Origin of the sequence: Marinomonas communis (assembly GCF_004363305.1) — a bacterium.
GTDB lineage: Bacteria > Pseudomonadota > Gammaproteobacteria > Pseudomonadales > Marinomonadaceae > Marinomonas > Marinomonas communis.
In genome coordinates this window covers 1-22,415 of record NZ_SNZA01000003.1, presented here as the reverse complement: position 1 = coordinate 22,415, position 22,415 = coordinate 1, and the positions used below count along the sequence as shown (strand labels likewise).

The following is a 22,415-nucleotide window of genomic DNA, read 5'->3' as shown; positions in this document are numbered from 1 at the left end:
TTATTTTAAAGCAAAAAGCTTGCCGTGAAAGCAAATAAAAAAAGCCGGATGTGAAATACAGCCGGCTTAAAAGGCATAAAAAACTCAGGGGAAAGAGCTAAAGTTAGAAACTCAGGTTTGCACTAACGTAATAACTACGACCTAATTCAAATGTTGCGAAGTCCGAGTCTTCCTTGTCCAAACGAACATCATTTAGGTTTTTAATGCCTGCACGAATCACTAAGTCATTCGTAACATCTGCAATCAGGCCAATGTCTGCACGGTAGTATGATGGCAATGTTTTAATGTCATAGTTGTCATCAGTTCCTTTCATACCTGATATGTAATTTAGGTTCAGGAAGGTAGCGACACGATCCGTGGTTTGATGATCCAAGCCAATCATAGCCTGATGTTTAGCGCGCCCCGTCAGCTCTGTTACATTGCCACTTTCATCTTCTGACTCTGTATCTAAATAAGTGTAGTTAACCGTCGCCATTAGGTTTTCACTAAGATCAATCGTTGAGGACAATTCCAAGCCTTGTGTCATCGCTTTATTGACATTGACCCATTGAACCGTAATCGGAGTAGTTGAGCGGTCCACCGTTCTTGAAATCATGTTATCAATGTTATTTCTAAAGATGGCACCGCTCACATCGTAACTCGATTTACGTAGCTCGAAACCAAACTCATAGCTAGTGCTGGTTTCAGCTTCAAGATCGGAGTTACCATTTAAGTAACAGCTGCCGCCACAGCTAATCTGCGAATAACTACTGTTCGATTGTGCAATAGAAGGCGCTTTAAATGCTTTACTAACACCACCTTTAAAAGTCAGCCCATCACCGGCATCAAACACTAGGTAAGCTTTCGGAGAAAAGTTGCTGCCATAAATTTCATGATCGTCCATACGACCACTTAGGGTTAAATTTAAGGCGTCAGTTAAGGCAATTCCATCTTGCAGGAATACACCATATTGCCCCGTTGACTCTGTACCATTGGTTAGAAAGTATGGATCTGTCACCTCTTCGAGCTTGTAATCCACACCCGCTAGTAAGCTATGCACGCCAAGCACTGTGTCAGCATACGCTTTCGCGTAAGTATTGTTCTGCTCAAGACCATCGTGCTCAGCGGTTGGGTAGCTTGAGTTATAGTCATAAACATCACTATTTTCTTGTTTAATAAATGCTGTTGTATTACCCCAGTCCCAGCTACCTTTATGTGTTACGCCTAAGTCGATACGCGTAATTTCTTGTTTACGGTATCGCCCTTCAGCATATTCCTGATACGGCCTTTCATCATTGTTATAACCAAAGTCAAAATCGACTTGTTGTTGCTCCGTTGCTTGCCAAGACAGTGTCGAGTTTAGATTGTTCGTTTGACGCTCCTCTCGCAGTGATACATCATCACCAGACTCTGCAAACCAAGGGTCCTGTTGCAGCGCCTCAGCACTGACAGAGACTTTTAGCTTCTCATTAAGTGGCCCTTGAGCTGACGCACCTAAACGATATTGAGCGCCCTCATCACCCGATTCGATCATTCGAAGACCTGCGCTCACAGATCGCTCCCAGTGATTATCTAAAGGCTGCTTAGTAATGATATTTACCACCCCACCGATAGCATCTGCGCCATAAAGAGCAGACATTGGTCCGCGAATAATTTCAACTCTCTCTATAGAATTTAATGGAACACTGCTTAAGTCTGCATCACTGCCTTTAGCAAAAGCGCTACTAGAAGAAACACGCTTTCCATTCACTAAAATTACCGTGTAAGCACCATCTAAGCCACGGATTTGGACTTCGTCCCTGCCTGCAGTGTCAGTGCTATTATTCACCCCGACCGTCTCACGTAGTAAATCAGACACACTACTTACCGCTGATTTCTGGATGTCATCAGCCGTGATGACCGTCGCGAAAGCAGGAGCCTCTTCGGACTTTTGTGAGGCTAAGGTGGCTGTTACAAGTAACGTATCTAGCTCTGCTGATATAACTGCACTAGAAAGTGGCAGGGTACTAAGCAAAGCGATTGAGAGAGAGGTCTTGGTAAACATGAATTGCTATCCTTGAAGAAGCTTTATGAAAATAATTATCATTTACTAATGCTAATTCATATCATTTTTGTTTGTCTATTGTTTTTGATAAATATCTAAGCCCTTCCTCTAACGCATGAGCCCATAAAAAGTAATCATGTCCTGCGGAAAATATTGATAGCTTATTTGGAACACCTTTTTCTTGAAGCGCTTCAGAAATCGAGAAGTTTGTTTCAAAAATGCCCAGACTATCACCTCGGCCAGTTTCAAATCGGCCAACGCTTAAATAAACGGAAAGTGGTAGTTGATTAGCAGAATCCAATCGCTGTCGCATATTTCCTTTACTATCACGCCACCAAAATGACCCAGACATGGATAGCACGTGACCCACTTTATCTGGCCGCTCTAGACTTACCGAGAGTGCAGCAAGCCCACCGTAACTTGAGCCAGCAATGATGACGTCATTTGGTTTAAAAGCATGTCCTGTAGTTGCTTGAACCCAAGGTATCACCTCATCGGCAATAAAATCAGCGAACTTTGGATTAGCAGGTAATTCTGAGGAGCGAGCCTGAGCATCAGGATTATTGATCATGATCACAAAGGTGGGCCCTATCTCTCCTTCATCGTATAACCGATCAATACGTGCAGGAACAGAGACTCTTTTTTCATAGTCTTGGCCATCTAACATGATGAGCAAACTAGGAGAGACAGATACCTGCTTATCTTTAGGTTCATACAATGAAACACTTCGAGTATTTGAAAAAGTCTGACTTCTAAACCAATGTTTGCTTAAGCGCTTAGGATCATATTTGTTTGCAGGCTTAGTTACTTGGTTCTCCAAGTCAATTACAGAGTACTGTAAAGAATGGCCCTCAGATGGCCATATATAGGGATTGAGAGGGTCAACTTGCGCTTTACTGAGAATAGCGACTCGATTCTCGCGCTTATCCGCTTCTAGAGTGGGTACATCAGGAGCTAATCGGTAACTTAGTAATGTGTCCGCGGGAACCACAAAGCTTTTAGCCCATATTTTGCTATTCTCAATTCTTTCCAGCTCTACAATATCGTTTGTTGGCCCACCTAACAGTCTGACATTATGTTCAGCGCCTTGATAAATAAAGGTTAGTAAACGCTCAGACTCAGGAAGACTGGGTAGCCGTTCAACAAAAGGAGACTTTTTAACGCTCCCCCTCTCAAGGATTATGCGCTTTAGCATTGGGCTGACTATACGATCTAATCCGATTTCCTTGACTGTAGGAAAGGGTAACTGATCTATTGGCGTAAATGACCATTGCCCAATTTTAGGAGTGTTACCGTGCTTTTGAATCGATTCGATGATCAGAACAGAATCGCCAGACGAGGTAACAAAGCGAAGTTTGGTATTTCCAGTGGCATATGGAGACAGTAATGTCGTTTGACCTTGTTGCTTCAAACTAACACGAGCCATCACCTCTGATGGGATCGATAATTCAGCCAGCCAGTATCGCTCAGCAACACTCGTAGGTATAGCAATGGATGCAATGCGCCCCTCAGTTAAATCAAACTCGCCACTCTCAGACCTTATGACCTCAGCAGCCATACCTACACATGAATGTAGTATCAATGCAAAAGTCGCAATCATTCTTCCCATCTTATAAACCTAACCCTATTCAAATGAATCGTATTTGGCTTATCATGCTACGACGCAAAGCTGATATCAATTCTCATTTCTATTTAAATCCGTGCATAATGTTTCATATACGGATTCTGGCTATATCAAATTTATTGTGGTTTTAGATGGGCAGAAAAGATGCATGATGCTTTATAAAATGACAGTTGGTTAGAGTCACTAGACGACTATCTTCGACAGGAGTGTCTGTCGAAGATAGTGCCATTAACCAAACCCTAGACTTCGGAGTGTGTCTGCTATGCTACATCTGAAATAGGAAGTTCTTAATCAGATCGCGGCCGCCTTCGGTGGCGAAAGATTCTGGGTGGAATTGAATACCTTGAATCGGGAATTGCTTGTGGCGCACGCCCATAATTTCGTAATCCCCGCCTTGGTGAATCACGGCATGATTGGCAAAGTCTTCCAGTTTCAAATCACCCACAACGGAGGTTACTTCTAAGCACTCAGGCAGACTTTCAGGCTCTGCCATCAGTGAGTGGTAGCGCATAATTTCTAGCTGATCAGGGATATCGTGGAAGATACCTTCACAGTTATGAGTAATCGGGCTCACTTTACCGTGCATCGGTACATGAGCTTTGACCACTTTACCGCCAAACACATGACAAATACCCTGCATTCCTAAGCAAACCCCCATTAATGGGATAGTTTTACCCAATTCACGGATCACCTCAGCACAGACACCAAAGTAGGCCTCATCGTCTGGAGAACCCGGTCCTGGAGAAATGATAATGCGATCCGGTTGTAGTGCTTCAATGTCTGCCAAGTTCACTTCATTGTTACGCTTAACAATGACATCAAACTTTTCTAGCTCACCTTTGCTCAGTGCCGCCATCAGAATCTCACCGATGTACTGGTACAGGTTGTAAGTAAACGAGTCGTAGTTATCAATAATTAATACTTTCATCTGCTAAACCCTTACTGCGCTGGTGCGAATTGATCTAGCACGCGCTTGGTGCCAGCAAATTTACGTTGAATCTCTTCGTACTCACCTTCTGCATTGGAGTCATAGACGTTACCACCACAGGTTTGTACGTAGGCTTTGTTGCCTTTCGCAAACACGGTACGAATCGGGATAGCAAAGTTACAGTCACCGTTAAAAGAGAACTGCCCCACTGCACCACCGTAAGGGCCACGGCCGTCACCCTCCATATCATCGATGATCTTCATGGCTTCGATCTTAGGTGCACCAGTCAAGGTACCCGCAGGGAAATTGCTCGCTAATGCAGAGAACATATCCTGATCGTCGGCGATAATCCCCACGATCTCACTGGAAATATGCTGTACGTGACTAAAGCGTTTTATATCCATCAAAGAGCGTACTTTAACGGTACCAAAGCGCGCCACACGACCGATATCGTTACGGTGCAGGTCAACGATCATATTGTGTTCAGCGATTTCTTTTGGATCGTTTAACAAAGCACGGGCCAGCGCCACGTCTTCTTTTTCATCCGCACCACGTTTTGCGGTACCTGCAAGCGGGAAGGTTTCCATTTCACCTTGGCGCAGACGGAACAGCAATTCAGGACTCGCGCCAATCACTTTTTGTTCACCAAATTTAATGTAATACATCTGTGGCGATGGGTTCACTTCGCGCATCTGCTCATAGATGCCGATGGTGTCACCATCCAGATCAAACCACTTTTTAAAGCCAACTTCGGTTTGGAAAATCTTACCGTCGACGATGTCCTGCTTCACTTTCGCCACCGCTTGCGCGTGCTCTTCACGACTCATAGATTCGCCCGCTGGGGTGACGGCCAATGAGCCATTTTCTGGAACAGGTGCTTTAAGCAAGGTTTGTACTAACTCAGAACGGTCTTCGTCATAATAGAAGTAGAAAACCTGTCCGGTCATTTTGTCCAGGATCAAACCGTCTTTGTATAAACCAAAGCGGAAACCGTCGAACATATCACTGGTCTGTAGATTGAGCGTTGGCTCAAAGTAGTTCATCGCATCGTAGCCGATGTAACCGGTTAGACCACCAGCATAGCCACGGGAAATAATGTTCTGCGGTACAATGCTGCGCAGCAGGTAGTATGGATTATCCGATTCGTAAGACTCAGTCGCGCCATCACGCTCTTGGATAAATAGGGTATTGCCTTCCGCCCACAGCAATTTCTCAGGGTCAAAACCAATGATGGAATGGCGCGAGATGTAGCTCTCTTCACCTAAGGATTCCAACATAAAGCAGTTGGCAAATTGCTTTTCGACTTTCTTAAACATGCCGAAAAAGTCACAGTCCGAGCTGATGGTCACGTATTTAGGCTTACGTGGCAGCTCAATGCGTGGCGGAAGGTTACTCATGATCTTTTAATTCCTTTAGAGCGCGGGAACCACGGGTTACGGTCGCAATCCCCACACCTAGCTGTTTGGCAATTTCTCGTTGGGACACACCTTCTTCTAGCAACGCAAAAATCTGCAAACGGCGCTGCATTTCACTGATTTCATTGGGCGTTAGCAAAGCGTTTAGCTTCTGTGCCATCGCCTCAGCATCTGGGGTGTCTAAAAAGTAATGAATCAAATTCTGCACAAAGGCGTACCTTGATGTATCAATGTACTAGTACAGTATAATTTTACAGACACCTGTTCAAGAGGTAATCCCGTTTTCAGTCAAATAAATTCACTTTGCCTACGCAATCCTCACAACCTGTTGCTCGACAGCAGAGGCGCTCTCAACTATAAAAAATATATGCATAATTAATTGGAAGGATGCCGACTATGCAAGTAACCGTTGAAACCCTTGTTAATGCCCCGATTGAAAACGTATGGGAAGCGTGGACAACTCCAGCTGTGATTCAACAATGGAATGCAGCCTCTGATGATTGGTGCTGCCCTAAAGCAGAGATCGATTTACATGAAGGTGGACTTTTTGACTATCGCATGGAGTCAAAGACTGGTGCTCAAGGGTTTAACTTCGCTGGTCACTTTACCCGCCTCAAGCTACTACAACGAATTGAATACACCCTAACAGATGGAAGGCAAGTCGCTATCTTTTTCTCTGAGACTGCTGATGGTGTCCTCATAACAGAGACATTTGATACCAGCTCTGAATACTCGACTGAAGCAGAAAAAGAAGGCTGGCAAAGCATCCTTAATTACTTCAAGAAAGTTGTCGAAACCAATCAATACCTGTCGTGATGCTACGCCCAGAGCACAATGGCAAAAGTGATTAGCGTTAATAGCACTACCTTAATGGCGATGAGGGCAATGAGCTTTTGAGGTGTCATATCTATCTCCTTATTTCCGCCCAGTCACTATATCTATTCTTTACCTGAATAGGCCGCTCATACACATTACACAGAGCTGAATCAAAGTTTGCTCGAGTTTTAAGCACTAAGTACGCTCAAGTGCACACAAAAACACCTTTCTATATTCCAAAATCTTCCATTTTTCGATCTTGTAATAACTAAATCTTTTAAATAAGCTATTGGTTAATTATTAATGATTCGCATTTGACGAAAGGTATTCTCCATGAAATTTAAGATTAAACAGATTAAGTCAGTCGCGGGTGCGCTGCTTTTAGGTTCTGCAGTGAATGCCTCTGCAGCCGACCAAACTATCCTAAACACATCTTACGATATCGCTCGTGAGCTGTTCGCAAGCTACAACCCGGTGTTCCAAAAGCATTGGGAAGAGAAGACGGGACAAACGGTTGAAATTAAACAGTCTCATGCAGGCTCGTCGAAGCAAGCACGTTCTATCCTGCAAGGTCTACCTGCAGATGTGGTGACCTTTAACCAAGTAACAGATGTTCAAATCTTGGCAGATCGTGGCAAGTTAGTCGCAGAAGATTGGAAGCAAAAGCTGCCAAACAACAGCTCACCATACTACTCAACGACAGCGTTCCTAGTACGTAAAGGTAACCCTAAAAACATCCATGATTGGGGCGATCTAGCGAAGGAAGACGTAGGTCTTGTATTCCCGAACCCAAAAACCTCGGGCAACGGTCGCTACACTTTCCTTGCAGCACTTGGCTATGCTCAAGATCAGTTCGGTAAAGACAACACCGAGGCACAAAACGGTTTCTTGAAAACCTTTCTAGCCAACGTTGCGGTATTCGACACAGGTGGCCGTGGTGCAACAACGACGTTCGTTGAACGTGGCATCGGTGATGTATTGATTACCTTCGAATCTGAAGTAAACAATATCCGTCAGCAATACGGTGTTGATGATTATGAAGTCGTGGTACCAAAAACATCGATCCTAGCGGAGTTTCCAGTCGCAGTTGTGGAGCGTAACGCTAAGAAAAATGGCACTCTAGACGTTTCCACTGAATACCTAAGCTACCTATACAGCGAAGAATCTCAGCGCCTACTGGCAAGCTTCAACTACCGTGTGCACAACGATGTTGTTAAAGCAGAAGTTGCTGATCGCTTCCCTGAAGTAAAATTGCTCACAGTTGAAGAAATCGCCGGTGGTTGGCCACAAGCGATGCAAAACATCTTCGCTAACGGTAAGCAGTTAGATCAGCTTCAGCGTCGCTAATTAACTGACTTTATTAGCTTTTTTTCGCCGGACGCTATGCGTCCGGCGTTTGCGTTTCTAAGACTTGGATAACTCGACTGATTTCGCCAAGGAGCGATGACCATGTCCACCACGTTAAGTGTTGCCAGCGCCAAGCCTCGCCATAAGCGAGTGTTACCAGGCTTTGGGTTAAGCCTTGGCAGCTCGCTGTTTTTTATCAGTTTAATTTTGCTATTACCCATGACCGGTCTGGTCATGCAAACCTCCAATATGGGATGGTCTGAATATTGGTATGTCATTACCGATGAGCGTGTCGTGGCCAGTTACAAGGTCACCATTTGGGCGGCGGTGATTGCATCGGTGTTCAATGGCTTATTTGGTTTGTTGCTGGCTTGGGTATTGGTGCGTTACGAATTTCCCGGTAAGCGCATCTTGGATGCACTGGTGGACTTACCTTTTGCCCTACCAACTGCCGTGGCAGGCATCACGTTAGCTACGCTTTACGCTGAAAACGGTTGGTACGGCCAATTGCTGGCGGAGCTTGGCATCAAGGTGGCTTACACACCATTGGGAATTGTGGTGGCAATGTCCTTTACCAGTATTCCCTTTGTAGTACGTACCGTGCAGCCAGTACTAGAAGAACTGGCGCCAGAGGAAGAAGAAGCAGGCATTACCCTTGGCGCATCGGATTGGTCGGTATTTCGTCGCATTATTTTACCTTCACTTTGGCCCGCATTAGTCACAGGTGTGGCATTGTCGTTTACCCGAAGCTTAGGTGAGTTTGGCGCGGTCATTTTCGTCGCAGGTAATATGCCTTACATCAGTGAGATTACCTCGTTGATGATCTTTGTGCGTTTACAAGAGTTCGACTTCCCAGCCGCCAGCGCCATCGCATCCGTTGTATTGATCGCTTCGCTGATACTTTTGTTCGCCATCAACATTTGGCAAGCGCGTTACCTAAAACGCTTGCACGGACGTTAATTCGGAGGAAACAACATGGCATCTGGACAACGTCATCAACAACGTGTGGGCGACAGCCCTGCGGTAAAATACACGCTGATTGGCTTAACTTTGGTAATGACTGCAGTGCTTTTGGTGGTGCCTTTAATAAGCATCTTTCAGCAGGCATTCGTCGATGGTTTAGCTGTTTATTGGGATAGCCTTGGCGATCCAGACACGCTGCACGCCATTGGCTTAACGCTGTTCGTCGCGCTACTAACAGTGCCAATTAACTTGGTGTTTGGTGTGCTGCTGGCTTGGTCGGTGACACGCTTTGAATTCCCAGGACGCAAACTTTTAATGACATTAATGGACATCCCGTTTGCAGTCTCCCCTGTGGTCGCAGGTCTTTTGTATCTATTGCTGTACGGCAACAACGGTTGGATCGGCGCGTGGCTGTTTGAGCACGATCTACAACTGATGTTCGCATGGCCCGGCATTGTTATGGTCACCGTCTTTGTGACCTGCCCGTTTGTCGCCCGTGAGCTGATTCCATTGATGCAACAGCAAGGCCGTGAAGACGAAGAAGCTGCGGTGATTCTGGGGGCATCTGGTTGGCAGCTATTCTGCCGCGTAACGCTACCAAATATTAAATGGGCGCTTTTATACGGTGTGATCCTGACCAATGCCCGCGCAGTGGGTGAATTCGGTGCCGTATCGGTGGTGTCCGGCAATATTCGTGGTGAGACCAACACTCTGCCACTGCACATTCAACTGTTATACGAGGATTACCAAGCTACGGCCGCGTTTGCGAGCGCGTCTTTGCTGGCGGTGATCGCCTTGATCACTTTGATTTTCAAAGCCTTTATTGAGTGGCGCCAAGAGCGTGCCCATAAAGCGGAATCGACACATTAATAGGTGACAACATGAGTATTCGCTTAGAAAACATCTCCAAAACATTCGGCCAATTCCAAGCTTTGTCACCGCTGTCATTGAACATCGACGAAGGTGAAATGATTGGTCTGTTAGGCCCATCGGGCTCGGGGAAAACCACCCTACTTCGTATCATTGCAGGTCTTGAAGGGGCTGACTCGGGGCGCATTCAATTTGGCGAGCGTGATGTCACGAACTTGCACGTGCGTGATCGTCATGTGGGCTTTGTATTCCAAAACTACGCTCTGTTCCGCCATATGACGGTCGCGGACAATGTAGCGTTTGGTCTTGAGGTTATGGACGCGAAACAGCGCCCTAATAAGTCTGAGATACAACAGCGCGTTAAGCATTTGTTAGAAATGGTACAACTGGGGCATCTTGCCAACCGTTACCCTTCGCAGCTATCGGGTGGTCAAAAGCAACGTATTGCCTTGGCTCGTGCACTGGCGACTAAACCGGATGTCCTGTTACTGGATGAGCCATTTGGCGCACTGGATGCCAAAGTACGTAAAGAACTACGCCGCTGGTTACGCAGTTTGCACGATGAAATCGGCTTCACCAGTGTCTTCGTCACCCACGACCAAGAAGAAGCGTTGGAGCTATCGGATCGCGTTGTGGTGATGAGCAACGGGCACATTGAACAAGTGGATGAGCCTGCACAGCTGTATGCTCAGCCAAATAGCCGCTTTGTGTTTGATTTCTTGGGCAATGTGAATGTGTTCGACGGCAAGCTCGAGCAATCTCGTTTAAACAACGAGCAAGCGTGGATCAGTGCCCCAAGTAGTGATGTGCCACTTACCAATGGCCAGCTGTACATCCGCTCCCACGAGCTTGCTCTGCACACAGACGCAACGGCTGTCGCAAACCTACCGCTTCGTGTTGTAGCAGTGAACCCAATTGGTCCCGAAGTGCGTGTGGAGCTTGAACCCCATGAATGGCAATCTGAGCAAATTTGGGAAGCAGATTTAAGTCATGCGGATTACGCTCGTAACCCAGTCAAACGTGGTGAAATCGTGTTTGCTGAGCCTAAAAACGCTTACTTCTTCCGTGAAGGCAGTCAACAAGCCCCAGAGCAAGTCGCTTGGGACAATGCTTCAACCCCAGCAAAAGTAAAATAATACGCCCCGTATACCTTCTGATGCTCCTATCATCTGCATCAGAAGGTACGCACCTTTCCTGCGTTCTATTGTATGCTGTGTGATCTCTGGTTCATGCATTAGGACAAACACATGACTCTGAAAACCAATAAACGCATCGTTTGGCTGGGCATTGCTTGGTTCCTAGTCTCGATTGTATTGGGAATCGGAGCAGGCAAACTTACCAAAGACCTTGGTTATCAGGCCTTACATGCGGAAGTGTCCGACCGTTTATTAGCGTCAATTCATCGCGTACGAGGCGCTCTCAACAGCTACCACTACCTGCCATTTTTATTGACGCAAAATGAAGATGTGGTCGAGCTTCTACAAAACAGCGCCCTCTCCAACAATGCAGCTCAAGCCACAAAAGTCTCACGCTATTTAGAACAAACTAGCCTAGTTGCGGGGGCATCGGGCTTATTCATTGTGGATAAAAACGGGCATACAGTGGCCTACAGTAATTGGCGAGACCAACAAGCCTTAAGGCCCGATGAATTTGCCCAGTTGCCAGTGTTCCAGTTTGCAGCCAAAGGGGAAGAAGGACGTTTCTATGAACATCAAAGCCAACAACAAGCTTTTTATTATTTATCCGCACCGATTTACGATCGCTCCGATTTCATTGGTGCAGCCATCGTTCGTATTGATTTAGAAAATCTGATTTTAGATACACCGGTGGAAGAGTTGTACGCCATCAGTGATGACCAAGGGCGTATTTTCATCGCCAGCCCACAAGACTGGCTCAAGTATTCGCTATCAGACCTTGCCGATATTCGCTCGATTACACTGGGTAATGGCACTCATGCAGAGCTTTGGACCTTTAATCAGCAACACTATATGAGCCATCAAGTGCGCCTTGACGATTTGGGCTGGACATTCACCTCTTTGGTCTCAGCTCGGCTGGATGAGCGTTATGCCGATCTCGTTGCTGCGATTACCATGGCCGGTCTTTGGATATTAGGTGTGCTGCTGTTGTTCTTACGAGAACGCCATCTTAAGCACCTCTCCCAGCAGGAGACCCGCTTAGCGTTACTCCAAGCAAATGAGTCACTGGAACAAAAGGTCGAGGAGCGTACACAAGCCCTGCGCAATGCTCAGCAGGAGTTGGTTCAAACCAGTAAGATGGCAGCTCTTGGGCGCATGTCGACGGCGATTGCTCATGAGTTAAATCAGCCGCTCACAGCTATGCGTACCTACATTGCCATCAGTAAACAACTCCTAAGTGATCCCGCTATGGTAAAAGAGAATCTATCGACTTTAGACGATCTCACCGAACGCATGGCCATCATCACCTCCCAGCTCAAAACATTTGCCTATAAGAAGCCAGAGAATGTTCAGCCGGTTCAATTGGTTACAGCGATCAATCAATCATTTACGCTACTGAGAACACGATTGACCGAAGAAAATGTCACGTTAGAATGCGACAGAGTCTCTGACTCTCATTACGTGCTCGGTGATAATGTGCGTTTAGAACAGGTCTTGGTAAACTTGATTAATAACGCCTGTGATGCTTTGCATCAGCAAACGGATAAACGCATTCTAATTCAGAGTGAGTGCGTCTCAGATGATAAGATCCAATTGAGTGTGGAAGATAATGGTCCAGGCTTTAACGATGAACAGTTAGAACACTTGTTCGAGCCCTTTTACACCACAAAATCGATGGGAAATGGCTTAGGCTTGGGGCTGGCTATTGTTGCCGCCATCATTAGAGACCTAAATGGCAGTATCCAAGCCCAGCGCAACGTCCACGGCGGCGCAACCTTTCTCATCTTGTTGCCCAGTGCACAACATAGCCAATAGATAGAACAATAATAGAAGAGTCCCCCATGCAAACACGCGGCACCGTTTTACTCGTTGACGATGAAGTTATGATTCGCCAAGCCACCGAAAAGTGGCTGCAAATGGCAGGCTTAGAGGTGATCAGCGCCAGCAATGCTGAAGAAGCGTTGCCTTTTCTAAGCGAAGAGTTTCGTGGCATTTTGCTCACGGATGTCAAAATGCCAGGCATGAGCGGATTAGAGTTGATGCAGGTGGCCCATGAGCGTATTCCTGATCTGCCCGTTATTCTGATCACTGGGCATGGAGATATCGATATGGCCATTCAAGCCATGCGCGATGGTGCCTATGACTTTATCGAAAAGCCATTTGTACCAGAGCGCCTAGTAGAAACCTTACTTCGTGCCTGTGAAAAACGTAGCCTGATGATTGAAAACTTAAGGCTGCAAACAGATTTGGCAGCTCGCTCAGGCTTAGACGCAAAAATCATCGGCATCTCCCCGGCGATTCAGCGCATGAAGCGCGAGTTACTTGCTGTTGCAGACATGGACACTAACGTCATCATTTACGGTGAAACAGGCAGTGGCAAGGAGCTCATCGCGCAGTGTTTACATGAGTTCAGTGAGCGTCAAGATAAGCGTTTTGTACCAATCAACTGTGGTGCCATTCCCGAACATTTAATTGAAAGTGAACTATTTGGCCACGAAGCCGGCGCCTTTACAGGAGCGGCTAAACGTCGAATAGGTAAATTTGAGCACGCAGATGGCGGCACCCTCTTCCTAGATGAAATTGAAAGCACACCCGCGCACCTTCAGATCAAAATCCTTCGAGCACTACAAGAAGGTCAAATTGAGCGCCTAGGCTCAAATCAAAGTATCCCCGTGAATATTCGCGTGATTGCAGCCTCCAAAGCAGACCTTAAAGAAGACGAAAACTTTCGTCAGGACTTGTACTATCGCCTGAACGTTTCGCAGATTTTCTTGCCGCCTTTGCGAGAACGCCCAGAAGATATTCCACTTCTGTTTATGCATTACGTCAACCAAGCCGCCAGCGAGCGAGACAAAGCCAGTCGCCAGCTCAGTACGCAAGATGAACGTATTCTGCGATCTCACCAGTGGCCTGGAAATGTTCGAGAGTTGAAAAATATCGCCATTCGATATGCCTTAGACAATCGCGTTAGCCTTGCGGATTTGATCAATGGACAGCAAAGTTTGATCGCTTTCGAAGAGGTCGATCACAAACCGCTTCCGCTGGCGATTCAAGTAGCCGCCTTTGAAGAAGATATTATTAAACGTGCACTGGAGCGACACCAAGGCAACATTAAGGCCGTCATGGATGAACTGGATTTACCTCGTCGTACCCTTAACCAAAAAATGACTAAGTTCGGCTTAAACCGTTCAGACTATTTAGATTAATTCATATTTTCAGAGTGTTACGTACCATTAAGAAGATAGGCAATAATTTGCTTATCTTCTTATTTTTCTGCGAAATACTTCCTTATATGTATCTTTCTCCGTGTAATCCCACCCTCAAACCACAACTCATAAGCCAATTATTGCCTACGTTTCGATACACCCATGAGCAAGAAATTGCTTATCAGGTTTTAAGAAACAACCACACTTAACTTAAAAAATGCTTATAAAACAGCTTGCTACCAATTGTTAATACATTTGGCACTATGTTTGCCTATACTCTGTTATCTGAGAGCGAGGATGCTCTTTCAGAGTCCTCTTAAATAAAAACAATACTGATAGGAAACAAACAATGAAGATGACCAAACGTACATTGATCAAAGCAATGAGTGCCGCACTGGTGATGGGTACTACCGTAGGAACAGCGGGTTTGGCGCAAGCTGCTGACGACCGTTCATACGTGCTAGCCACTGCATCGACTGGTGGTACGTTTTACCCTGTCGGCGTTGCCTTGGCGACTCTAACCAAAGTGAAATTAGAGCCAACTACAGGCATGTCGATTTCGGCGATTAACTCAGCTGGCTCTGGCGAAAACATCAAATTGTTACGTGAAAACGAAGCACAACTAGCCATCCTTCAAGGTTTATACGGTGCTTGGGCATGGGACGGTACGGGTCGTATGGAAAAAGAAGGGGCGCAAAAGAACCTTCGTTCGATCTCTATGCTTTGGCAAAACGTTGAGCAATTCGTAGTTCGCGCTGAATACGCTAAATCTGGTTCGATTACAGACATGAACAACCTAGCGGGCGAAAAGTTTTCTATCGGTACGAAAAACTCTGGTACTGAAGGTTCAGGTCTAACAATTCTTGGCAACATGAACGTTCCAGCGGATAGCCTAGACATGGCTTACATGGGCTACTCAGCGTCAGCTGACGCGCTACAGAACGGTACGATTGATGGTATGAACATTCCATCGGGTGTACCAACCAGTGCGATCACTCGTGCTTACGCAGCACTAGGCGATGACATTACCATTTTGGAATTCACCGATGAGCAAATCAAACAAGCGAATGGTAACTTCCAGCTATGGACACGCTTTGAAATCCCTGCGAACACTTACCCTGGCCAAACCAAAGCTATTAAGACCATCGCACAACCAAACTTCTTAGCCGTGCGTGACGATCTATCTGAGGAAGATGTTTACCAGCTAACCAAAACCATCTACGAAAACCTTCCTTTCCTGAATGGTATTCACAAAGCAACAAAAGCGATGTCTCTGCAAAAAGCCATTGACGGCCTGCCAGTACCACTTCACCCAGGTGCTGCACGCTACTATAAAGAAGCGGGTCTAACGATTCCTGCACACTTAATTGCAGAATAAGTCTTAGAGCACTATCGGCATAATACGCCAATAAGAGGGTGGCACTTGCCACTCTCTTACCTCTTATGTTTTCACTACTAATCGATGTGCAGTAACGCGCATCATGATGATGTTATAGGCCACACTATGTCTGAGACTCAGATTAGCCAAGACCAAGAAATGCAGGACAAGCTGAAAAGCTTAGAACTTGAGCAGCGCGATGAAGCATCGCCCACCGGCCGCCTGATTTACTGGGCGGGGGTTCTATTTGCCCTAGCACACATTTACTTCAATACATTAGGCACCTTGTCTGAACTGTGGGTATCAGCCATTCACTTTAGTGGCTTTGCATTAATTTGTGCTTTGATGGTTCCTGCTTTCAAAGCCACTACGGCAGGCGGCCGTCGATTAGCGTTAACGTTCGACATTGCCATCGGTTTAGTCGCCATTGCCTGTACTGTTTATCTGATTCTATTTGAAGATGCACTTTATGATCGTGGGGTAAACTTTGTTACCAGTGATTGGGTAGTGTCTTTTATTGCGATTGCTATCGCACTTGAACTGACTCGCCGAACAACGGGCTGGTTCATTCCCTCATTGGTCGTCGTCGCCCTGACTTATGTATTTTGGTGGGGGCCATACATTGACGGCATCTTTGGTTTCGCTGGCCTAAGCCTTGAGACTGTGATGTTCCGCTCATACTTTTCTTCAGAAGGTATGTTCGGCTCTATTGCCCGCATCTCATGGACTTATGTGTTCATGTTTATTCTATTCGGTGCGTTCTTGGTGAAATCTGGTGCCGGAGATTTCATCATCGAATTGTCTCGCGTCGCGGCTGGTCGCTTTGTCGGTGGCCCAGGCTTTGTCGCGGTGCTAGGTTCTGGTCTGATGGGTTCTGTGTCTGGTTCCTCTGTCGCCAACACAGTATCAACTGGCGTGATCACAATCCCGATGATGCGAAAAGCAGGCTTCCCCGCTCGGTTCTCAGCGGGGGTGGAAGCAGCCGCTTCAACCGGTGGTCAGCTAATGCCTCCTGTGATGGGCGCAGGGGCTTTTATCATGGCCTCTTACACGCAGATTCCATACGTGGAGATCATTGCTGTATCAACCTTACCTGCTTTGCTGTATTTCATGTCGGTAGGTTTCTACGTACGCGTCGAAGCGATGCGTTCCCACGCTCATGCCATTGAATTGGATACGCGCAGCTTTGGTGAAGTCTTTAAAGAAGGCTGGCATTTCTTGTTACCTCTCGCGGTATTGGTTGCTCTGCTTATTTATGGCTTCACGCCGACTTACGCAGCCGGCATTTCAATTATTGCGGTGATTGTCTCGTCTTGGTTATCTAAGAACCCAATGAAACCAAGAGATATACTTGATGCGCTCGCGCAAGGCTCTCGCAATATGGCGACCACTGCGATTCTACTGGTGGCCGTTGGCCTTGTCGTGAACGTCGTGGCGATGACAGGTATTGGTAATACCTTCTCGTTGATGATTGCCGAGTGGTCCAATGGCAACTTGTTTATCATGCTGGCATTGGTAGCGCTGGCATCTTTGATCTTGGGTATGGGGCTTCCAGTAACGGCAGCCTACATCGTGCTAGCAACACTTTCTGCACCAGCTCTGTATAACTTGATTGCTGAGTCACATCTGATCGATCTAGTGATGGCAGGTAATCTGCCTGAAGAAGCTAAAGTCATCTTTATGCTGATCGACCCTGAAAAATATGCCCTGCTATCAGCACCAATGAGCCAAGCCGATGCAACCGCTTTGATTGCTCAGGTACCAGGTGACTTCAAAGGTCAATTGCTTGAACAAGCGTTGAACCCAACGGTGTTAAGTGCTGCGTTATTATCTGCACATATGATTATCTTCTGGCTGTCTCAGGACTCAAACGTAACACCGCCAGTGTGTTTGACCGCATTTGCTGCAGCAGCCATTGCCAAGACGCCACCAATGGCAACCGGCTTTATGGCGTGGAAGTTGGCAAAAGGTCTATACATCGTTCCTCTTCTGTTGGCTTATACCAACTTTATCGGTGGCGAGACGCCAGATGTTCTACGAATTTTCGTATTCGCACTGTTTGGTTTGTACGCGTTTGTAGGCTTTATGGAAGGCTATTTGGAAGGCCCGCTGAACATTGCGCTGCGTGTTTTATCCGGTGTTGCAGCTCTTCTGATGCTATGGCCTCACCACAACATTCTGATCGATAGCGCAGGCCTTGTGCTGTTTATTGGTTTGTTTATTTACTCTCGCAAAACACGCGCAGCCTCACTGCAAACAGCTTAAAATAGAAAAGCTTAGGCGCATATCGCGCCTAAGCTTCCTCTGCTGCAATCTCTCCCATCATATCTCGGATATCTTTTAAAATCGCAAAAGCATCCTCAGGAATTAGGGTTAGCGGTAAAAACTCTGCTGAGCCAGTATGACGCATCAACAAATCACGCATAATCTGGTTGTTCTGAAGATAACCCATATTCCAACTTTCAAATTCACGCTTTTCTGAATATTGAAAGCTAATGATTTCTACATTTTCGTGACGCGGATCTTTCAATATTCGCTGAAATGTTCGGTTGACTTCAGCTCGCTTACCTTCAAGACATTGCAAAAAGCCTCGCTGGTTAAAGCACAATAAGCCAGTAATATAGTTCTGATTGTTATTCTTGCGCGCTGCCTGCAGAATTGACTGAATGGACGATGGCTGAAACTCGACCGTCGCTCGGCTTGCATAGATTAGACGAACAAAACTCATCACTCCCTCCGAATATTAGCTATTGGTGGAATAATGAGATTAAGTCGTTTTGTTAGTGCAGAAAATCATAAAACCGTTCTGAAACGGTTTCTAAAAGTTAGGATGTGTAAGATTGTGAAACTAGATCTTCATGATGGCTTTTAAATGGCTAAAGACCGCTCGGCCCAATGCATCGGTGTTGTAACCACCTTCTAGCACCGAAATCACACGACCATCACAATACCGCTCGGCCACTTCCATCAGCTTCTCAGTAACCCAAACAATATCATCTTCACGTAAGCGAAGCTGTCCCATTGGGTCCTCTGCCAAAGCATCAAAGCCAGCAGAAATCATGAGCAATTGCGGTTTAAAAGTTTCCAGAGCGGGGAATAGTTCACTTTCGTAAGCAGCACGAAAATCTTCACCTTTAGAGCCTTTCTCAAGAGGCATATGAACGATGTTATCGTGAGAAGCGCCTGGATCTGGATACGGAAAAAGTGGGTGTTGATAACTTGAGGCATACAGCACTTTGGGATCATTTTTAAAGATCTCTTCCGTACCGTTACCGTGGTGTACATCAAAGTCGACAATAGCAATGCGCTCAATACCATAGTGGTTCAGTGCATGGCGCGCCCCTACGGCAATGTTGTTAAATAGACAAAATCCCATGGCTTTGTCGTATTCAGCATGATGGCCTGGCGGACGTACAGCACAAAAGGCATTTTGCACTTCACCACTCATGATCATATCCACCGCTTGCACAACAGCACCCGATGCACGCAACGCCGCATCAAGAGTATTTGGCATCATCAAGGTTTCTTGATCAAGCTCGATGTGACCTTCTTCTGGAGATTTAGCAAAGATAGAGGCGACATAATCAGGATCATGAGTCGCATTGAGTTGTTCAATCGTCACCTCATTGGCTTCACGCCAGCGTAAGAAGTCCATAAGCTGCCCCGCTATTAAGCGGTTTTGGATGGCTTCAAGACGCTGTGGCGACTCTGGGTGATCATCCCCAAGCTTATGCTCTTCACAAAGAGGGTGAGTTAGGTAAGCTGTACTCATATCGGTATCCGTAAAAATCTACACCCACATCAAGGGCTGCTATTATTGTTATTCATCCAGTCGCGATCTAACGCTACTATAAGTCGATAATACGTGAACTGCTTTATATCAAGCCACAGTTTGCATTAGGCAGCCTATCCGACATTGGTCTAGACTGCTAAACATCATTGCATTCTCTGTCGTAGAGCAAAGGCTTTGCCAAGATGTTCGCTTCAGGCCACTCAGGGAGATTTTTGCATGTCACAACACGCATTGCAGCCATTACTTGCTCCACAGTCTATCGTGGTTTTCACAGGCCAAGATCGACACAGCCCTATTCTGCATTCAGTACTCAGGGCATTGTCTTATGGCGGGCGTCGTAGTGTGACATCATTACTCGGTATAGAGCCCGATGAAAGCGTTGGCGTGCTGCCGTTTGAGAGAATTCAATCTATCTCGAGTCTCAGCAAGACCCCAGATTTAGCCATTCTAGCCGGCGAAGACCCACGTCCACTGACTAAGATTATAGAGTTTTGTGGTGAGCACTCTATTCCTGCATTGCTAGTCTTCACTGGATCACAAGAAAATCCTGAAGCTATTTTGAAAGCCTCACGTCAGTGCAATGTTCGGCTGATCGGCCCAAACAGCTTCGGCATGTGCCGACCTAAACAAGGCTTTTCTGCTTGGTTGGGTTTAACGCAACCGATACCTGGTCGACTAGCATTGCTTTCTCAATCGGGCACAGTGGCCAGTGCTCTGGTTGATTGGGCAACTTGGCAAGGAATTGGTTTTTCTCAAGTCGTTAGTATGGGTAGCCCAATTGATGTAATGCCCTCACAGGTATTGGATTACCTCTCGAACGATTTCGAAAGCCAATCCATCCTGATGTACCTACAAAAAATTGGCTCAACTACCCGCTTCTTAAGTAGTCTTCGCGCGGCCAGTCGATCAAAGCCCGTTGCAGTTGTCACCGAGCATAATGTAGGTGCAGACCCTAGAGTCTTAGACGCAGCTTTAAGCCGAACAGGTGCTGTTAGAGGTCGTCGCTTAAATGACTTGGTTGCCGCGGCATCCGTTATGACCAACGCCCGTCGTGTGAAAGATGGCTCTTTGATGATTATTGGTAATGGTGCAGGACCAGGTGAGCTTGCCGCGCAACGGGCTTCTGAAGTCAATGTAAACCTACTTACACCAAATGATGAGCTAAGAAATAAGCTCGAAGGGATTATGGCTGGTCGTGGCAGCGTAGGCAGTGTGACAACTGCTTGGGCAAGCTGTGAGGCAGACCTGTTTGTCGATCTTGCTGAAGCCGCCTTAGCAGACAAAGAGTGTGGTGCGGTACTGTTGATGTTAAGCCCAACAGCACTCATTAATATGGTATCCCTGTACGATCAAGTTCTGCAGCTTCACAAAAAACAGAAGAAATTAGTCATGGTCTGTATGCTCGGAGGTGGCAACATGGTGGCCATGCGTACTCGCATAAACGAAGCGGGGATTCCAACCTTTAGAACACCAGAAGCCGCCATTGAAGGATTCCAGTTCTTAGTGCAATTCCATCGAAACCAGATGCTTGCCAAGCAAATGCCAGATAGCCATGCCTTTCGTTTCAATATTGATGTGGCAGCCGCTCGAGCCAAACTTAAAGAATTAATCAAAGCAGGGAATAAAACACCGACAGCGGAAGACCTTAAAGAAGTATTTGATCTCTTTAACTTCCGATTAATCACACGTCGTCAAACAAACTTTCTTCTGCAAGCACCGATTCATTTACGAGCATTTCGAGACCCTGTGTTCGGTCCAGCGATTGGCTTATCACTTGAGGGGGCAAACCAATGGCATCACCAAACTGAAGCGGTTGCCCTACCTCCAATCAACACTGTCCTATCAAAAGACCTGATTAACCGAGCATTTCCTGGTGTGGAATCGTTTGAGTTAGAAGACTTACTCCGCGGCTTCTCGACCATGATCTGCGAACTACCCGAATTCGAATACTTAGAGCTGGCTGATGTTCGAATACATGAGAGCGGCAGTATCTTTGCTGATGTAACGGCTCGCCTGAAAAGCAGTGCCAAGCTAAGACGCTATGAACACCTCGCGATTCAACCCTATCCAAGACAATGGGTGAAACAAGTCACCCTACGTGACGGCCAAGAAATCACCATACGCCCGATCCTACCTAGAGACGCCAATGCCATGGCTGACTTTGTAAAAAACCTTTCTCATGAAAGTCGTTACTTCCGCTTCATTGCCAATATCTCCGAATTGACACCTCGTATGGTCGCAAGCCTCTCGCATATAGATTATGACCGAGAAATGGCCCTAATTGCTGTCACAGAGAAAAATGGAGAACAGGTACTGATGGGCGCTTCTCGTTTCAGTGATAACTTTGATGATCAAAGTTGTGAATTCGCTGTAGTCATAGGTGACGAATACCAAGGACATGGCTTAGCTGCCCTGTTAATGCGCCGGTTAATGTTAGTCGCAAACTTCAAAGGCATTAAAGAAATGAAAGGAACAGTGCTTGCGGAAAACAAACGTATGATCGACTTCTGCCGGCGTATTGGTTTTACCATCAAGCGTGACCCTGATGATATTAGTTTGGTAACAGCTTATGTTCGTTTAACACCGAAATTTATTGAAGGCGTAAGAGAAAAGCTGGGCATTGCTAGTAAAGCAAATAAATCAGTGGAATAAGTCTGTTCTAAGGCCTCTTAGCTATCGCCATCAGGAGATAGCTCGTACGACCCGATTCTATCAGTGGATGATCCCTTAGCTAAGGTTGCTATCGGGGGATCAAGGCGAGACATTTTCGCCAAACGCAAAAAAGCCCTGACCGCGTTAGCGATCAGGGCTTCTTAATTAAAAGCTTGACGACGACCTACTCTCACATGGGATCTCCCACACTACCATCGGCGATGGCGCTTTTCACTTCTGAGTTCGGGATGGGATCAGGTGGTT

17 protein-coding genes and 1 rRNA gene are annotated in these 22,415 nt (G+C 46.3%); 10 read left to right on the top strand and 8 right to left on the bottom strand.

Annotated elements, in window-relative coordinates:
• Positions 1–103 precede the first annotated feature (103 nt).
• From C8D85_RS09175 to C8D85_RS09155, 5 genes are all read right to left on the bottom strand, one after another.
• Positions 104–2,023 carry a TonB-dependent receptor domain-containing protein gene (locus C8D85_RS09175; protein WP_133561932.1) on the bottom strand — a complete coding sequence of 640 codons (1,920 nt, stop codon included), beginning with the start codon at positions 2,021–2,023 and terminating at the stop codon, positions 104–106.
• A 61-nt stretch (positions 2,024–2,084) separates the two neighbouring features.
• Positions 2,085–3,623, bottom strand: coding sequence for an alpha/beta hydrolase-fold protein (locus C8D85_RS09170; RefSeq protein WP_162847563.1), 1,539 nt, complete (start codon positions 3,621–3,623; stop codon positions 2,085–2,087).
• A 289-nt stretch (positions 3,624–3,912) separates the two neighbouring features.
• Positions 3,913–4,575: an anthranilate synthase component II gene (locus C8D85_RS09165; RefSeq protein ID WP_133561928.1), complete on the bottom strand. Its 663-nt coding sequence runs from the start codon at positions 4,573–4,575 to the stop codon at positions 3,913–3,915.
• Between the two features lie 11 nt (positions 4,576–4,586).
• Entirely contained in the window at positions 4,587–5,972 is a 1,386-nt protein-coding gene (locus C8D85_RS09160) for an anthranilate synthase component I family protein (RefSeq protein ID WP_133561926.1), read from the bottom strand.
• A complete protein-coding gene (locus tag C8D85_RS09155; RefSeq protein WP_233402319.1) occupies positions 5,965–6,150 on the bottom strand; it encodes a Trp family transcriptional regulator in 186 nt (61 codons plus the stop codon). The genes C8D85_RS09160 and C8D85_RS09155 overlap by 8 nt, the downstream gene beginning before the upstream one ends.
• Positions 6,151–6,386: 236 nt before the next feature.
• On the opposite strand from C8D85_RS09155, the gene C8D85_RS09150 reads away from it, so the two are divergent.
• The 9 genes from C8D85_RS09150 (at position 6,387) to C8D85_RS09110 (ending at position 17,971) form a co-directional block, all read left to right on the top strand.
• The gene (locus C8D85_RS09150; protein ID WP_133561922.1) at positions 6,387–6,806 is read left to right on the top strand and encodes an SRPBCC domain-containing protein; all 420 of its coding nucleotides are present in this window, start codon (positions 6,387–6,389) and stop codon (positions 6,804–6,806) included.
• 333 nt (positions 6,807–7,139) lie between these two features.
• Positions 7,140–8,153, top strand: a complete 1,014-nt coding sequence (gene cysP / locus C8D85_RS09145; protein WP_133561920.1) for a thiosulfate ABC transporter substrate-binding protein CysP — start codon at positions 7,140–7,142, stop codon at positions 8,151–8,153.
• A 102-nt stretch (positions 8,154–8,255) separates the two neighbouring features.
• Positions 8,256–9,113: a sulfate/thiosulfate ABC transporter permease CysT gene (gene cysT / locus C8D85_RS09140; protein WP_133561918.1), complete on the top strand. Its 858-nt coding sequence runs from the start codon at positions 8,256–8,258 to the stop codon at positions 9,111–9,113.
• A 15-nt stretch (positions 9,114–9,128) separates the two neighbouring features.
• Positions 9,129–9,986 (top strand): sulfate ABC transporter permease subunit CysW, encoded by an 858-nt coding sequence (gene cysW / locus C8D85_RS09135; RefSeq protein WP_133561916.1) that lies wholly within the window; start codon positions 9,129–9,131, stop codon positions 9,984–9,986.
• 11 nt (positions 9,987–9,997) lie between these two features.
• The gene (locus C8D85_RS09130) at positions 9,998–11,122 is read left to right on the top strand and encodes a sulfate/molybdate ABC transporter ATP-binding protein (RefSeq protein WP_133561914.1); all 1,125 of its coding nucleotides are present in this window, start codon (positions 9,998–10,000) and stop codon (positions 11,120–11,122) included.
• Positions 11,123–11,233: 111 nt separating this feature from the next.
• Positions 11,234–12,937: a sensor histidine kinase gene (locus tag C8D85_RS09125; RefSeq protein ID WP_133561912.1), complete on the top strand. Its 1,704-nt coding sequence runs from the start codon at positions 11,234–11,236 to the stop codon at positions 12,935–12,937.
• A gap of 26 nt (positions 12,938–12,963) precedes the next feature.
• Complete coding sequence (locus tag C8D85_RS09120; RefSeq protein ID WP_133561910.1) at positions 12,964–14,328, top strand: sigma-54-dependent transcriptional regulator; 1,365 nt, start codon at positions 12,964–12,966, stop codon at positions 14,326–14,328.
• Positions 14,329–14,677: 349 nt separating this feature from the next.
• Complete coding sequence (locus C8D85_RS09115) at positions 14,678–15,706, top strand: TAXI family TRAP transporter solute-binding subunit (protein ID WP_211342170.1); 1,029 nt, start codon at positions 14,678–14,680, stop codon at positions 15,704–15,706.
• Between the two features lie 126 nt (positions 15,707–15,832).
• A complete protein-coding gene (locus tag C8D85_RS09110) occupies positions 15,833–17,971 on the top strand; it encodes a TRAP transporter permease (RefSeq protein WP_133561908.1) in 2,139 nt (712 codons plus the stop codon).
• Between the two features lie 28 nt (positions 17,972–17,999).
• On the opposite strand, the gene C8D85_RS09105 is transcribed toward C8D85_RS09110, so the two are convergent.
• Both C8D85_RS09105 and C8D85_RS09100 read right to left on the bottom strand, forming a co-directional pair.
• The gene (locus tag C8D85_RS09105; RefSeq protein ID WP_133561906.1) at positions 18,000–18,434 is read right to left on the bottom strand and encodes a BLUF domain-containing protein; all 435 of its coding nucleotides are present in this window, start codon (positions 18,432–18,434) and stop codon (positions 18,000–18,002) included.
• A gap of 120 nt (positions 18,435–18,554) precedes the next feature.
• Positions 18,555–19,478: a histone deacetylase family protein gene (locus C8D85_RS09100; protein ID WP_133561904.1), complete on the bottom strand. Its 924-nt coding sequence runs from the start codon at positions 19,476–19,478 to the stop codon at positions 18,555–18,557.
• Between the two features lie 237 nt (positions 19,479–19,715).
• On the opposite strand from C8D85_RS09100, the gene C8D85_RS09095 reads away from it, so the two are divergent.
• Positions 19,716–22,151, top strand: a complete 2,436-nt coding sequence (locus C8D85_RS09095) for a bifunctional acetate--CoA ligase family protein/GNAT family N-acetyltransferase (RefSeq protein WP_133561902.1) — start codon at positions 19,716–19,718, stop codon at positions 22,149–22,151.
• A 171-nt stretch (positions 22,152–22,322) separates the two neighbouring features.
• Here C8D85_RS09095 and rrf read toward each other — a convergent pair.
• A 5S ribosomal RNA gene (gene rrf / locus C8D85_RS09090) occupies positions 22,323–22,415 on the bottom strand; the annotation flags it as partial.

What these genes read in the sequence shown, in the direction of transcription:
- C8D85_RS09175 (WP_133561932.1), bottom strand. Translation starts at nt 2,023, where the DNA reads ATGTTTACCAAGACCTCTCTCTCAATCGCTTTGCTTAGTACCCTGCCA.
- C8D85_RS09170 (WP_162847563.1), bottom strand. Translation starts at nt 3,623, where the DNA reads ATGATTGCGACTTTTGCATTGATACTACATTCATGTGTAGGTATGGCT.
- C8D85_RS09165 (WP_133561928.1), bottom strand. Translation starts at nt 4,575, where the DNA reads ATGAAAGTATTAATTATTGATAACTACGACTCGTTTACTTACAACCTG.
- C8D85_RS09160 (WP_133561926.1), bottom strand. Translation starts at nt 5,972, where the DNA reads ATGAGTAACCTTCCGCCACGCATTGAGCTGCCACGTAAGCCTAAATAC.
- C8D85_RS09155 (WP_233402319.1), bottom strand. Translation starts at nt 6,150, where the DNA reads ATGGCACAGAAGCTAAACGCTTTGCTAACGCCCAATGAAATCAGTGAA.
- C8D85_RS09150 (WP_133561922.1), top strand. Translation starts at nt 6,387, where the DNA reads ATGCAAGTAACCGTTGAAACCCTTGTTAATGCCCCGATTGAAAACGTA.
- cysP (WP_133561920.1), top strand. Translation starts at nt 7,140, where the DNA reads ATGAAATTTAAGATTAAACAGATTAAGTCAGTCGCGGGTGCGCTGCTT.
- cysT (WP_133561918.1), top strand. Translation starts at nt 8,256, where the DNA reads ATGTCCACCACGTTAAGTGTTGCCAGCGCCAAGCCTCGCCATAAGCGA.
- cysW (WP_133561916.1), top strand. Translation starts at nt 9,129, where the DNA reads ATGGCATCTGGACAACGTCATCAACAACGTGTGGGCGACAGCCCTGCG.
- C8D85_RS09130 (WP_133561914.1), top strand. Translation starts at nt 9,998, where the DNA reads ATGAGTATTCGCTTAGAAAACATCTCCAAAACATTCGGCCAATTCCAA.
- C8D85_RS09125 (WP_133561912.1), top strand. Translation starts at nt 11,234, where the DNA reads ATGACTCTGAAAACCAATAAACGCATCGTTTGGCTGGGCATTGCTTGG.
- C8D85_RS09120 (WP_133561910.1), top strand. Translation starts at nt 12,964, where the DNA reads ATGCAAACACGCGGCACCGTTTTACTCGTTGACGATGAAGTTATGATT.
- C8D85_RS09115 (WP_211342170.1), top strand. Translation starts at nt 14,678, where the DNA reads ATGAAGATGACCAAACGTACATTGATCAAAGCAATGAGTGCCGCACTG.
- C8D85_RS09110 (WP_133561908.1), top strand. Translation starts at nt 15,833, where the DNA reads ATGTCTGAGACTCAGATTAGCCAAGACCAAGAAATGCAGGACAAGCTG.
- C8D85_RS09105 (WP_133561906.1), bottom strand. Translation starts at nt 18,434, where the DNA reads ATGAGTTTTGTTCGTCTAATCTATGCAAGCCGAGCGACGGTCGAGTTT.
- C8D85_RS09100 (WP_133561904.1), bottom strand. Translation starts at nt 19,478, where the DNA reads ATGAGTACAGCTTACCTAACTCACCCTCTTTGTGAAGAGCATAAGCTT.
- C8D85_RS09095 (WP_133561902.1), top strand. Translation starts at nt 19,716, where the DNA reads ATGTCACAACACGCATTGCAGCCATTACTTGCTCCACAGTCTATCGTG.